This window comes from Sorangium sp. So ce1014 (genome assembly GCF_051521505.1).
Classification (GTDB): Bacteria; Myxococcota_A; Polyangia; order Polyangiales; family Polyangiaceae; genus Sorangium.
The window spans coordinates 6,584,949-6,598,718 of record NZ_CP150356.1; the positions used below are offsets into that span (position 1 = coordinate 6,584,949).

Sequence of the window (13,770 nt, forward strand, 5' to 3'; positions counted from 1 at the left end):
TGTGAGGAATGTCCCCCTCGGTCGATGATCACTCGAAGAACGAGGCGGTCGGGCCGCGGGTTTCGTCCTGGGATTCATCGAGCGCCGTGCCCGGATCGCCCGGCGCCGCCGCGCCTCGCTGGACGACGTGCCGCGTCAGCACCTGCTTCGTCCGCAGGACGCCTGACACGGAGCGGATGAAGCTCCGGTGATCGGCGCCGAAGTCGATCCGGGGCACGGAGAACGGCGCCTCCGGCGAGCTCTGGAACCCCTCGGCGGTCGCGTAGTCGCAAGGCGAGTTGGTCACGGCGCCAAGAAAGCCGAGCCGGCGCAGCGTGGCGCTCTCGCGAGGGCCGAAGTCCCTCCCCACATGCCCGTTCGGATAACAGAAGATGGGGACCGGGCGCCTGGCCTCGGCGCACAGGCGCGCCCAGGACACGAGGATCTCGTGTTTCGACTGCGCGTCGCTCGTCCTGGAGAGCACCGGATGGGTGACCGTGCGCGGACCGAACGTGATGCCGCGCGCCTCGCACGCGCGGACGTCATGCCACGACATGGGCGCGTAACGCGCGGGCGGGCGCGCCGGGAGCTCGACCTCGGCGGCGGCGGCGAGCCACTCGATCGCGCGGAGCTTCTCGACGTCGGGGACGCGCTTGCACTGCTCCATGAAGCGCCGCGCGAGCTGCGCCCGCGGGGTGCCTTCGTCCAGGCGGACGACGTGGCGCAGGCCGGCCACCATCACGCTGAGCTCGCGGCGCCGCGTCGTCTCGAACACGTACTCCACGCGGTGCCACCAGCACCACAGCTCGCCGTCCAGATAGCCGGTCACGACGAAGACCGTGGCCGGACAATCGAACTCCGCGAAGAGCGGCGCGGCGACCGTCGCCTGGTCGCTCGTGCCGTCATCCATCGTGAAGGCGACGGCCCGGTCGATGGGCGGCGCCTCGCCCGCGAGGCTCCGGAAGACCCGCTCGAGCGACACGATCGGATACCGCTCGCTCCTCAGAAACTGCAGCGCGCGCCGGAGATCGCGCGGATCGAGGCCCGCGATGCCGCGGTCCGGGTCCGCGAGCCGATGCATCACGATGATGGTCACGTGGCCGCGCATCATCCGCGTGAATGGCCGAGTCGCCCACGGCACGGCCAGGAGATCCGAGAGCCATTTCACCACGTTCGACATGATTCCTCCCCCCTTCGAGAGCCTTTGGCAGCAGCAGAGATCGGTGACGGCGGCGCTCCGGCGGCCGCCATACCCCTCTCCCCCATCGAGTGGACTGCCGTTCATTCGACTCGCCTGCTCGTCCAGCGCCGGCCCTGCCTGGCTGTCCTCCTGGCCCCCCGCGCCCGGCCCCTCCTGCACGGCAAACGCCGTCCAGGGCATCGCCGGAGCGGACCTGAGATGGCCGGCGCCTCGATCCGACGGATCGACACGAGCGCTGCAACACGCCGCATGACTGCATGGCGGATGGCAGGGGCGCGACTCGGGTCCACTATACGGTGGATTCGATAGCTGACAAGCGGCTCAAGCAACAAACGACAAAACCGAAGCACAGGGCTGCACAGCCCAGATAAGGAGTTGGTCCGCAGCGCCGAGCAGAGGTGTTCCGTCCCAGTCTTCGACTGGCGTCATCGAGCGCGGCGCCTCGCCGGCGAGGCGCTCGGCGAGGGCGCGCCGGCGGCCGGCCGTTGCCCGCAAAGCGGTTCAATTTCGGCCAGTTACAAGAATCGTCCCCGGCCGGGCGCGAAAGGTGAGCCGCGTCCGGATCGCGCGAGCACTGTAGAGGGCGAGCGGCGGCCCGGGCGGGGGGCTGTCCTGCGAGCGAGCGTGGGTGGGTGGCGGCCGTTCGCCCTGCGGGGGCGCCGGGCGCGCGACCTCGGCTCCTCATCTCTTCACGTCTTCACGGAATGAAGGAGTTCGCGATGGACATTGCCGGACCGAGGACACCTCGATGAAGATCAGGAGCGGTGCTCCGGCGCGCGCCGGCGGGGCGGCGTCGGCCGCGAGCCGCGTCAGCGGCTGCGCGGCGCCTGGCGAAGGTGATCGAGCAGCTGGGCCTCGTCGCTGCCGATCATCCGGTCGATGCCGTCCTCCCGGACATGGCGTTGAACCTGCAGCGCGCCCGCGGTCGTCCGTACGAGGATGGCGACGCGCCGGAAGCCGCTCAACAAGGCTGGCCGCAGCCGCTGCATCGCCGTCTCGAACTGCGGTTCATTCCGCCCCACCGCCGCGCGCAGATCGACGAGCAGGCACAGCCCGTTGCGGCCCACCCGGTCCAGCGCGCGGCTCACCTCCATCCACCGCTCCTCGAGCTGCGCCGGGGACTCAAGCGGCGTCGCGCTCCGCACGACCCGCGCGAGCTGTGCCGCCGGGTCGATCGTCACGGTGTAGTGAGCATTGCGCAGGATCTCGAGCATGGTCCACGCTCATTCTATCATGAGCGCCGCCCTGGCGAGCCGCGCGCCGGGAGCTGCTGAGCTCGCCGTCGCTGCCCGGCGATCTCTTCAACGCCCCCGGCAAAGGCACCTTCCTGAAAACGGGCCCGGCGAGAGCAACCTCCTGAGTCGCTCCGGCGCGCGCCTGGGCAAACCCTGGACAGCACGTTCCACGGCGCGCGTCCGACCGGCGGAGTCAGCCGTACGACACACGCTTCCGCAGCGACAATTTCCAGCGTAGAAAGAAGGGCGGTGACGATCGACACGAACGGCGCCCGCTCGTCCCTGGACCAGCGCCAGGCGCCCTCAAGGCTGAGCGCGCGGCCGGCGCGCGGCGGCGGGACGCCCGTGTGCGCCCGACGCGCGCCGGACGGCTTGCGGTGGCGTGCCGTTCGCCTTAGCAACACCTGCCGAGCCCATGCAGCACGCGCAGCCGAGCTGGCTTGATCTCCGGGACCTCATGACCGTCGGTTCGGTGGCCGAGCTGCTCGGCGTATCCGCCTGGCCCTTGCACCGCTGGGACCGGGTGGAGCGTGCGCGTTCATGAGTCCTCCGCCCCGCGACGGCACCGCTGCGCTCTCGCCGGAGGGGGCCCTCCTGGAGGGCTTGATGGCCACCGAGGAGCTCGGCCGCCGCCGGTCCCGGCTGCCCGACCACGCGGCCGAGAACCGGGCCCTGATCGCCCTTGCCGAGGCCATGGCCGGGCCCCTGGAGAACGTCCTCCCGGCGCTCGTGTCGCTCCTCCTCGAGCTGTGCCGGGCCGACTCGGCGGGCGTCAGCGTGCTCGAGGAGGAGAAGGACGGCCGGGCGGTGTTCCGGTGGGTTGCCGTCGCCGGGGCGTTTGCGCCCAACCTCGGCGGTACGATGCCCCGGTACGAGAGCCCGTGCGGCCTCGTCCTCGACCGCGATGCGGCGCTCCTCTTCTCGCACCCTGCCCGTCATTTCGTGGCGGGTGCCGCCGTGGAGCCGCCGGTCGTCGAGGCGCTGACCGTCCCTTTCCATGCGGGCGGCACGCCGATCGGCACGGTCTGGGTCCTCGCTCATGGCGAGGAGCGGAAGTTCGATGCCGAGGACGCCCGGCTTCTTTCCAGCTTGTCGCGGTTCGCCGCCACCGCCGTGCATGCCCTTGCCCAGGCGCGGGATGCCCGGCGGGCCGCCGAGGCGCTGCGGGAGAGCGAGGGCCGGCATCGATTCCTGGCCGGGCTGGCCGCTGCCACCCAGCCGCTCGCCGACCCCGGCGACGTCATGGCGGTGACGGCGCGCCGGCTCGCCGAGCACCTCGGCGTGGACCGGTGCGCCTACGCGGAGGTCGAGGACGAGCGCACCTTCGTCATCACGGGCGATTACACGGCGGGGGTCCGGAGCATCGTCGGCCGGTGGCCGGTCGCCGATTTCGGCCCGGAGGTGCTGCGGCTCATGCTCGCGAACGAGCCGTATGTCATCGACGATGTCGACGCCGACCCGCGGGCCGGCGACAATCTCACGGCGTACCGGGCGACGCAGATCCAGGCGGTCATCTGCGTCCCCTTGCACAAGTCCGGCCGGTTCACCGCCGCGATGGCGGTCCATCAGAGGGTGCCGCGCCGCTGGAGCGCCGCTGAGGTCGGGCTCGTGCGGCTCGTGGTGGGCCGTTGCTGGGAGGCCATCGAGCGAGCCCGGGCGGCGCGGGGCGTGCGGGAGCGGGACGAGCGGCTCGACTATGCGGTCCGGCTATCGGGCCTCGGGTTCTGGTACTGCGATCTGCCGTTCGACGACCTGATCTGGGACGACCGGGTGAAGGAGCACTTCTGGCTGCCGCGGGATGCCCGGGTGACCATCCGCACGTTCTACGAGCGCCTGCACCCGGAGGACCGGGAGCTGACCCGGCGGGCCATCGAGGCGTCGATCCGCGAGCGGATCCCGTATGACGTGGACTACCGGACCGTCGATCCTGCCACGGGGGCGATCAAGTGGGTCCGGGCGCTGGGCGGGACGGCCTATGCGCCGGACGGCGCTCCGCGGCGGTTCGACGGGGTGACGGGCGACGTCACCGCCCGCAAGCTCGATGAGGAGCGGGTCGCGCGGCTCCTCGAGCGGGAGCGGGAGCAGGGCCGGCTCCTCAAGCAGGTGGCGGACGCCGCGCTCACCATCCATGCGTGCGGCTCGCTGGGCAGCGTGCTGGAGGGGATCACGGAGGAGGCGCGGCGGATCATCGGGGCGCACGTGGCGATGACCCGGCTGACCGCGGGGGATGGGGGGTCGCAGGCGGTCAACACCGTGTCGGTATCCGGAAAGTACGATGGCTGGCGACGACCCCTGGTGACGCCCATAGAAGATTACGTCTATGCGGTAGTTTGCCATGCCAACCGCCCCGTGCGGCTCACCCAGGTTGAGCTGGAAGCACCCCCGGCGTGGCTCACCCAGGTTGAGCTGGGGGCGGCGGCGCCCCCCACCCGGGTTGAGCCGGCGACGGCGGCGGCGCTCCCCACCCGGGTTGAGCCGGCGGCGGCGCCCCCAACCCGGGTTGAGCCCCCCGCAGCACCCCCCACCCGGGTTGAGCCCCCCGCAGCACCCCCCACCCGGGTTGAGCCCCCGGCGCCCCTGGCCTGGCGGAGCCTCGGCGCCGAGGCCGACAGGCCTCCGCCGATGCGAGGCTGGCTGGTCGTGCCGTTCATCGGCCGGAGCGGGGAGAACCTCGGCCTCATCCATCTCTCCGACAAGCACGACGGCGAGTTCACCGAGAGCGACGAGGCGATCCTCGTCCAGCTCGCGCACATCGCGTCCGTCGCGATCGAGAACGCCCGGCTCTACGACCAGCTCCGCGACCAGGACCGGCGCAAGGACGAGTTCCTTGCCACGCTCGCCCACGAGCTGCGGAACCCGCTCGCTCCCATCCGCACGGGCCTGGAGATCCTCAAGATCGCCGGCAACGCTGACCAGACCCGGAAGATCCTGGACATGATGAACCGGCAGATCGGCCACATGGTCCGGATGGTGGACGACCTGCTCGACGTCTCCCGGATCACCCGCGGCAAGGTCGAGCTGCGGAAGGAGCGCGTCGACCTCCGGGCGGTCCTGAACAGCGCCCTGGAGACGAGCCGTCCGCTGATCGAGGCCGCCGCGCACGAGCTCGCGGTCCGCCTCCCGCCGGCCCCTCTCCTGCTGGACGCCGACTCGACCCGGCTGGCCCAGGTGTTCGCGAACCTCCTCAACAATGCGGCCAAGTACACTCCCGCCGGCGGCGGCATCTGGCTCGCCGCCCAGCGGGACGGCGCCGCCGTGGTCGTCCGGGTCGCGGACAACGGCGTCGGGATCCCGGCCGACATGCTGTCGAAGGTCTTCGACATGTTCACCCAGGTTGGCCGCTCGATCGATCGGGCCCAGGGCGGCCTCGGGATCGGGCTCACCCTCGTCAAGCGCCTGGTCGAGCTGCACGGCGGCACGATCCACGCCGAGAGCGAGGGCGCCGGCCGCGGCTCCACGTTCACCGTCCGCCTCCCCCTCGCCGCCGCCGCCGAGGTCGCGTCGAGGCCATCGTCCGCCGGGCCTGCGCAGGGCGCCCCCTTGGCCGCCCTCCGCGTCCTCGTCGTGGACGACAGCGTCGACGGCGCCGAGAGCCTGGCCCTGCTCCTCCGGATATCGGGGCATGAGACCCGTGCGGTCCACACCGGCCCCGAGGCGCTGACCGCGGCCCGGGAGCTCGGCGCCGACCTCGTGTTCCTGGACATCGGCCTGCCGGGCATGAACGGCTACGACGTGGCCCGGCGGCTCCGGGCGGAGCCCGACCTGGCCGGGCTTTTTCTCGTGGCGCTCACCGGGTGGGGGACGGAGGAGGACCGGCGGCAGGCCCGGGAGGCGGGGTTCGACCACCACCTGACGAAGCCGGTGGACGCGGCCGAGGTGAAGCGGCTCGTCGCGCGCGTCGCCGCAGCCCGCCGGCCGGGCGGCTGACGGCGGGTGCGTGACGCGCGGCGCGCGGCGCACGGTCGACGCTCACTCGACGACGATCGCCACGGAGGCCGGCAGCGAGCCGACCTGGACGGTGACCACGCCCTCCGCGTACGAGAAGGGCACCGCGCGATCCTCCTCGAAATCGATCGACGCGACCGTCACCTCCGTCGGGCTCGTGTCCAGGGGGAAGCTCGCCGTCAACCCCTCTTGCTCCACCACGCCTTCGCTGTAAACGTGGTTGATCACGTGGAGCACCGTGCGGCCGTCCGGGAGCTGCGCGAGGTTGTGGCTCGTCTTCTTCTCGTCCGCGCAGGCCTCGGGGTCCTCGGCGGACGCGCACGCCTCGAAGGAGAGGGTCACCTCTCCTGTCAGGTCGGTCGCCCCGTGGACCAGGTCCGCGTGAGATCGGTAGAAGTCGCGGAAGCGCGCGAAGAACTCCATCATCTCGAGCGCGGTCGCCGTGTTCTCGTCCGTCGTCGTGTGCAGCGGCAGGGCGAAGTACAGGCCGTTCGCGTAGACCTCCGCGGCGAAGACACGGAAGTAGTCCTTCCGCTCCTCCAGCGGGAGCGCGTAGTAGCGGTTCATCATGTCATTGGGCCAGTCCAGGAACAGCATCAGGGGGACTTCCTTGCCGCCGACGAGCTCCTGAACGCGCTTCGAGCGCGCCTTGAGCCCGCGCAGGGCGGTCTGGAACGACACGGTCCCGTCCAGGTGTCCATCCACGATGGGCACCCAGTCCATGCCGCGCGGACCGTCGCCGTCGATGTTCCAGTCGTACAGGCCCACGCTCTGCAGGTCGACGAACGGGATGATGCCGTTCGAGGTGATGAAGATCTCGCGGCCGTGTTGCTCGCGCGCGTAGCGGCGGAGCTCGAGCACGACCTCCTGCCAGTAGACGAGCGCCGGATAGACCTCGACGAAGGTCCCGACCTGCGGATCTGGCCGGTTCCCGACGGTCCAGCCCCACTCCTCGAGGAGCAGCTTGTTCCCGCTGTCGAACGGCTTCACCGTGGCGTTCATGCGCTGGAGGTGACCGCGGAAGTCGAAGCTCCTCCCGGCGGTCTCGGGCGCTCCTCCGCAGTCGAGCCCGTCCTCCGGCAGGAGATCGAGCTCCTGCTGCCAGCCGTCCGGGCGGCCGCCGTGCTTGCGACAGAGGTAGTTTCCGAAGTCCGCGACGTGGTGATCGTCGAACCCCTCGTTGCCGTCGTACTGCGCGCCCCCGTAGCCGCCGTTGATCTCGTCGAACGTCAGCCCGTCCACGCCGAGATCGATCTGGAGCTTGCCGATCTCGATGAGGCGCGCGCGGTAGCTCGGGGACGCCATGCTCGACCGGTGGGCGCCTGGCACGATCGGGTCGTGGGCGACGAGCTCGCCCGCGGCGTTGCGCGTGGTCTGCTCCAGGAACTGCTCCTCGCTGTCGACCTCGTCTTCGAAGATGACGGACGCGGTGCTGCCGGCGACGAAGCGGATGTCGCGCTCGCGGCAGCTCGCCGGATACGCGGCGTCGTAATCGTCGGCCGCGATCCCGGTATCGCGCCAGCGCTGCCACGCTCTCGGCACCATGTCCGGGGCGAGCTCGAGCACCTGCGGATCCTCCTCATGCACCTCCACCTGGCTGAAGGCGAACACCGTCAGCTCGGACGTGTCGAACGTGCCGAATACCTCGGGGTGGATCTCGGGCAGGACCGGCGCGATATCGCCGCCACCGCCCTCGCCTCCCGCGCCTCCCGCGCCCCCCTCGCCTCCCGCGCCGGTCGTCGTGGTGCCGCCGGCGCCCGCCTCGCCGCCCGCGCTCCCGCTGGAGGCCGCCATGCCGCCGGTTCCACCCCCGGCACCGGCGCCGCCGGGGCTCGGGTCCGAGCTGCACGCGCTCCCGGCCAGGGCGCCGGCGATGATCCCGCACGACAGCAGCCGGGGAAAGCCCGATCTCCCGATGCGGGCCGCGCGGCGCTGCGACCTGCTCGCCGGAGCCTCTCGACGCCCGGCGCCGCCCGCAATCCCGTCTTCGCAAAGAGTTGCCATGCGCCCAGGAGACGTGCACGCCATTCGTCCTGTCAAGGCCGCGTTTCCCCACCGCACGAAGTTGACATGACGAGTCGACCGGGGCGATCCGCCGAAAATTCCAGACCTACCCGCACGCGCCTCATGGTTGACTTGCCGGATGCACCGCTCTCGCTCGGCGCTGCGCTCTCCTTTACTCCCTTGACTCACGGACCTGCATTCTCGACTTGTTCTCGATGGAGACGACCATGCCTATTCGATCCTCATTGTCGCACACCATTCTCCTTGGCCTGCTCGCTGCCGCCTGCGGCTCGAGTGACGCCGCCCCGGGGGGCCCCGGCGGCGCTGGCGGCGCCGGCGGCGCTGGCAGCGGCGGCGGCGGCTCCGGCGGCGGCGAGTCGGCTTCCCTGCGCATCGAGACGGACAGCGGTCCGGTGGAGGGCGAGGTCGTCGGCGCGACGCGCACCTTCCTCGGCGTCCCGTACGCCGCGCCGCCGGTCGGGGAGCTGCGCTGGCGCTCGCCCGCGCCGCACGAGCCGTGGACCGAGCCGCGGCGTGCGGTGGAGGTGGGCGTCCCCTGCGCGCAGATGGGCCTGCTCACGCCGGGCTTCGACGCGAGCTCGGGAGAGGACTGCCTCACCGTGAACGTCTGGACGCCCGAGCGCCCGGCGTCCTCGTCCTTGCCTGTCCTCGTGTGGATTCACGGCGGCGGCTTCGAGCTCGGGAGCGGCGCAGAGGCGGACTACGACGGCCGGCTCCTCTCCGAGACGACCGGCGCGGTGGTGGTCACCCTCAACTACCGCCTCGGCCCGCTCGGGTTCCTCGCCCTCCCCGAGCTCAAGTCGGAGGATCCCGATCACCCCTCGACGGGCGCCTACGGCCTGGAGGACCAGCGCGCCGCGCTCGAATGGGTCAAGGCCAACATCGGCGCGTTCGGCGGCGATCCGGGCAAGGTCACCCTGTTCGGCGAGTCGGCGGGCGGCATCAGCGTCTGCATGCATATGGTGTCGCCGGCGAGCAAAGGCCTGTTCCATCGCGCCATCATCGAGAGCGGGCCGTGCGACAGCGCCACGGACGAGGCGACGGCCACCGCGCAGGGCCAGCAGCTCGTCGAGGCGCTGGGCTGCACCGACGCGCCTTCCGTCCTCGAGTGCCTGCGCGGCAAGTCGGCCGAGGAGGTCATGGGCGCGCTGGTGGCCAGCGAGAAGTTCCTCGTGGGCGAGGGCCCGACCTGGTTCCCGGTCATCGACGGCTGGAACCTCCCCGACTGGCCTGGCAAGCTCCTCGAGGCCGGCAGCTTCGAGAAGGTGCCGACGATCCTCGGCAGCAACGCCGACGAGGGCTCGCTCTTCGTCGCGCTCTGGGGCGAGACCGCGACGGTCGCCGACGACGCCGAGTTCGCGGCGTTCGCCGAGACGTTCGCCCCCGGCCACGGCGAAGCGGTGGTGGCGCTCTACCCCAGCGAGACCTACGGCTCGGCGCAGGCGGCGGCGACGGCGGCGCTGGGCGACGCGATGTTCGTGTGCCCGACGCGGCGCGCGGCGCGCGCGATCGCCAGCGCCGGCGTGGCGACGTATCTTTACCGTTTCACCCATGCGCCGCAGGGCTCGCTGCTCGGCGATCTCGGCTCCTTCCATTCGGCCGAGATCAGGTACGTGTTTGGCAACCCGGGGCAGCTCGTGCCAGCGCCGCTGACCGAGGACGAGCTCGGGATGTCGCAGGCGATCATGGGGTACTGGTCGCGCCACGCGGAGAGCGGGGACCCGAACGGCGGAGACGCCGTCGAATGGCCGAACTACGATGCGGAGACGGACGAGAACATCGTCCTCGCCATGTCCCTCTCTCAGGAGGCCGGGCTGAAGAAGGACCTTTGCGACGCGTGGGACACCTTCGCCACGGCGGCTCCCTGAGGGGGTCTGATCCCCGGGCAGGGCCATGATGTCCTGCCGCCCTGCGGCCGCGCTCGGGCTCCAGCACGACTGCGGAAGGTTGCCCTGCACCAGCAGAAAAACCGCCATGGCGCCAAGGCCACCAAGGACGAGCGGGGCCCCTCCCGCCGTCCCCCTATTTCCCTGATTTCTCGGCGCCCTTGGCGTCATGGCGGTTCCCCTCCCGGCCCGACTTCCCGCAGTAGAGCTAAGTACCTGTAGACATTGTGCTATCCTCGTCCCCGTGCTCTCCTCCTACGACCTCGCCGCCATCATGGCCCGCCTCGAAGGGCGCGAGGCCGGGCCCGACGTGGTCACGCAGGAGCGTCAGGCCGCGGTCGCCGCGATCCTGCAAGCGCCGGCGGGGCCTCCGGGAGCGGCGCTCGAGCGGGCGGGGAGCCGGGAGCCCGGGGAGGCCGAGCTCCTCCTGATCCGCCGGGCCGAGCACCCGGCCGATCCGTGGTCGGGGCACATGGCGCTCCCGGGCGGGCGGCGCGAGCCGTCGGACGAGAGCCTGCTCGCCACCGCGATCCGCGAGACGCGCGAGGAGGTGGGGATCGACCTGACGGCGCACGGCACCCTGCTCGCGCGCCTGCCCGACATCCCCGCGGTCGCGCGCGGGCGGCGCGTCGGGATGATCATCGCCCCGTTCGTCTTCGCGCTGCGCTCCACGCCGGATCTCGCCCTGAGCAACGAGGTGGCCGAGGCGCTCTGGACGCCGCTCGGCCCGCTCGCGCGCGGCGAGCGCGCCTCGAGCTATGCGTACACGCACGAGGGGAACGTCCGCCAGCTCCCGTGCCTGCGCGTGGACGAGCGGGTCGTCTGGGGGCTGACCTACCTCATGCTGGAGCAGCTCTTCGACGTGCTCCACCGGTGAGCCGCCGGCCCGGGCGCTCGCCCCGGCCCATCGCCGGCGCGGGCCGGCTCGGACGAGGCGCGCCGCTGGCCGAGCTCCGGTTCACCGGGTCATCGGCTCCCGCTCGCCCCTCCCCTCGGGGCGCGAGCATTCCCCTCAGAACCCGCCCTCGATCGCGATCCCCGGCTGCGTGATGGGCCCGATCGTCTGCGGCGTGCACCCGCTGTCGTCGCAGCTCACGTCGAACACCTCCTTCGCGAGGGTCGCGTTCTGCACGTCGAGCACGAGGCCGAGGTAGCTCCGCGCGCTCAGGGCCCAGCGCTTCGACAGGCGCGCGTCGAGCCGGTAGAACGGATGGATGCGATCCGGGTGCTCGCGCGGCGGGCGGCCCGGCGCGGCCTCGTCGGCGGGGAAGCCGGTGTAGAAGACGTGGCGGATCCCGGCGCGCCAGCCCTTGCCGAGGTCGTAGAGCAGCGCGACGTGCGCGACGTGCGTCCGGTCGTAGGCGGAAGGGATCGTCACCTTGCCGCGCGTGCGCGTGGAGCGCGACAGCGTGTACGACGCCAGAAAGAACATGTTGCGCCGCAGCGCCCCGCGCGCGCCGAGCTCCAGGCCGTAGGAGTCGCCGAGGCTCCGCGTCAGGAAGCGCTCCGTGCTGAGGTTCGTGCCGCGCCCGGTGCCGATCGGATCGCTCAGGCCGAAGATCACCTGTCGAAATACCGTGGTATTAAAATTGACCGGACCCACGTTGACCTCGACGCCGAAGCTCGACTGCAGGCTGCGCTGGAGGCCTCCCGGGATGCCGCCGATCTGGAGCGCCGGCAGCGGGGCGAGGCCTGGCAGCTGCGAGGCGACGCCGAAGGCGGGGATGAGCCGCACGTGCTCGCCGATGCCGAAGCGGCCGACGATCCTCGGGTCCACGGCGACGGCGCTCCGGCCGAGCGAGGTGTAGTGGTCCACGCGCACGCCGGGCGTGACGGTCGAGCGCTCGTCGAGCACGAGCAGCGCGTCGGCCCACGCGCCCAGCGCGAGATCGAGCCGGCTGCGGAAGAGCTCGGGGAAGCTCTCGTCGAGCTGGTCGATCCCCTCGGCGGGCTCGTCGTCCGCGCCCTCGGCGGGCTCGTCGTCCGGCGGCGGGCTGGGGCGCGGGATCACCTTGTAGCGGTCGACCGCGGCGTCGACCCCGGCCCGCAGGAGCGCGCGCCCCCCGAGGATGGGCCGGGCCAGGCTGAGCCGCGCGTTGAGCTTCCAGGCCTGCGCGCTCTCCACGCCGACCCCGCGCGACTGGTCGAGCCCGAGGGTGACGGCCGCCCGGACGCGCGCGCCGGAGGCGTCGTCGCGGTCGTACCGCAGGTCCAGGCGGTGGAAGTCGCTGTCGAGCAGGACGTTTGTCGTCTCGGCGCCGCCTTCCTCGTCGACGGTGGCGAGGTAGTCGTACGCGCCGAAGGCGAACAGGGTGAAGCGCTCTTCCGGCCCGAGCCGGTAGGTCATCCGGCCCTGGTAGTCGGCGTAGCCCACGTCGACGCTCGGCACGAGCGCCGAGGTGAGCGCCGCGCCGGCGGCGTAGTGGCCGCCCACGAGGACGTGCGTGTCCCTGTCCATGGGCCCCTCGACCACGCCGCCGAGGTCGACGAACCGGATACTCCCCTCCCCGCGCCAGACGTCGGACGGCGGCGCGCTCTCGGCCTCGATCGCCGCGCCGGCGAGCCGCCCGATGTCCGCGGGATACGGGCCGAGGTGCATCTCGACCCGCTGGACCATGGAGGCCGGGATGACGCTGGGGCCGGCGCCCACGTGGAAGAGGAGCGGGACCTGGATGCCGTTGAAGAAGTAGCCGATGTTCCCGGGGGGCGCGCCGCGGATGTAGTAGTACGGCATGCCGCTCGCGATGCCGGTCACGCCGGGCTGGATCTCGATGGCGCGGTAGGGGTCGCCGAGCGCGCCCGGCAGCTCGCGGATGTCGCGCCTCGAGAGCGAGATGGATCCCGGCGGGGCGCGGCTCCCCTCGACGGTCACCTCGATCCCGGCGGGCGCCTCAGCCGGCGCGCCGGCTGCCTCGGCGGGCGCGGCGGGCGCGTCAGCCGGCGCGGTGGCCGCGGGCCGCTCGGCCGGGGGCGCGATGGCCGCTGGCGGCTCGACCGGGGGCGCGCCGGGGATCGCCGGGGCGGCCTGGGAGTGCGCCTCGCCGGCGTGGAAGCTGGCGGCGGCGGCGATCGCGAAGGCGAGGAGGGCGCTGGAGGATCTCACGCGGATGTCGTCGATACGCCGCCGGGGAGGTGGAAGATCCGCCTCGTGGCGCCCCGCAGTTAGCAAATCCAGCCGCTCGGCGAAAGCCACGGAGGCACGGCGGGCGCGTGTGCAGCGCCGGCGATCGCATCGGCGAGGCGGCGCCCCTCCGCGCTCGCCCCGTGACAGGAGCACAAAAAACAGAGCGCCCATTCGACGGCGGGGGGGGATGCCGTCACGGGCGCTCTGCCCTGCATACTTAGCAGGACACGGGCCAGGGCTCAGCCCTCCTCACTTCATGCGGTTATCCCTAAGGATGACCCTTACATCTTTCGTTCCTGAGATCCGGGCTTTCAGTCCTGACACCTCGGCAGCTCCGCAGCTCCGCCGAGGTCGAGGCCGAGACGTGCGAGCCGG

7 protein-coding genes are annotated in these 13,770 nt (G+C 71.9%); 3 read left to right on the forward strand and 4 right to left on the reverse strand.

Going from position 1 to position 13,770, the window contains the following annotated elements:
• Positions 1 to 28: 28 nt before the first annotated feature.
• Positions 29 to 1,360, reverse strand: coding sequence for a polysaccharide deacetylase family protein (locus WME75_RS24780; RefSeq protein ID WP_437475854.1), 1,332 nt, complete (start codon positions 1,358 to 1,360; stop codon positions 29 to 31).
• Between the two features lie 629 nt (positions 1,361 to 1,989).
• Complete coding sequence (locus tag WME75_RS24785) at positions 1,990 to 2,394, reverse strand: hypothetical protein (RefSeq protein WP_437475855.1); 405 nt, start codon at positions 2,392 to 2,394, stop codon at positions 1,990 to 1,992.
• A gap of 561 nt (positions 2,395 to 2,955) precedes the next feature.
• Here WME75_RS24785 and WME75_RS24790 point away from each other — a divergent pair.
• Positions 2,956 to 6,342, forward strand: a complete 3,387-nt coding sequence (locus WME75_RS24790; protein WP_437475856.1) for an ATP-binding protein — start codon at positions 2,956 to 2,958, stop codon at positions 6,340 to 6,342.
• Positions 6,343 to 6,384: 42 nt separating this feature from the next.
• On the opposite strand, the gene WME75_RS24795 is transcribed toward WME75_RS24790, so the two are convergent.
• On the reverse strand, positions 6,385 to 8,364 hold the full coding sequence (locus WME75_RS24795; protein ID WP_437475857.1) for a hypothetical protein: 1,980 nt from the start codon (positions 8,362 to 8,364) through the stop codon (positions 6,385 to 6,387).
• Positions 8,365 to 8,591: 227 nt separating this feature from the next.
• On the opposite strand from WME75_RS24795, the gene WME75_RS24800 reads away from it, so the two are divergent.
• Positions 8,592 to 10,253, forward strand: a complete 1,662-nt coding sequence (locus WME75_RS24800) for a carboxylesterase/lipase family protein (RefSeq protein ID WP_437475858.1) — start codon at positions 8,592 to 8,594, stop codon at positions 10,251 to 10,253.
• Positions 10,254 to 10,515: 262 nt separating this feature from the next.
• Positions 10,516 to 11,148 (forward strand): NUDIX hydrolase, encoded by a 633-nt coding sequence (locus WME75_RS24805; RefSeq protein WP_437475859.1) that lies wholly within the window; start codon positions 10,516 to 10,518, stop codon positions 11,146 to 11,148.
• Between the two features lie 135 nt (positions 11,149 to 11,283).
• Here the strand turns inward: WME75_RS24805 and WME75_RS24810 are convergent, their stop codons facing one another.
• Entirely contained in the window at positions 11,284 to 13,464 is a 2,181-nt protein-coding gene (locus WME75_RS24810; protein ID WP_437475860.1) for a TonB-dependent receptor plug domain-containing protein, read from the reverse strand.
• Positions 13,465 to 13,770: the final 306 nt, after the last annotated feature.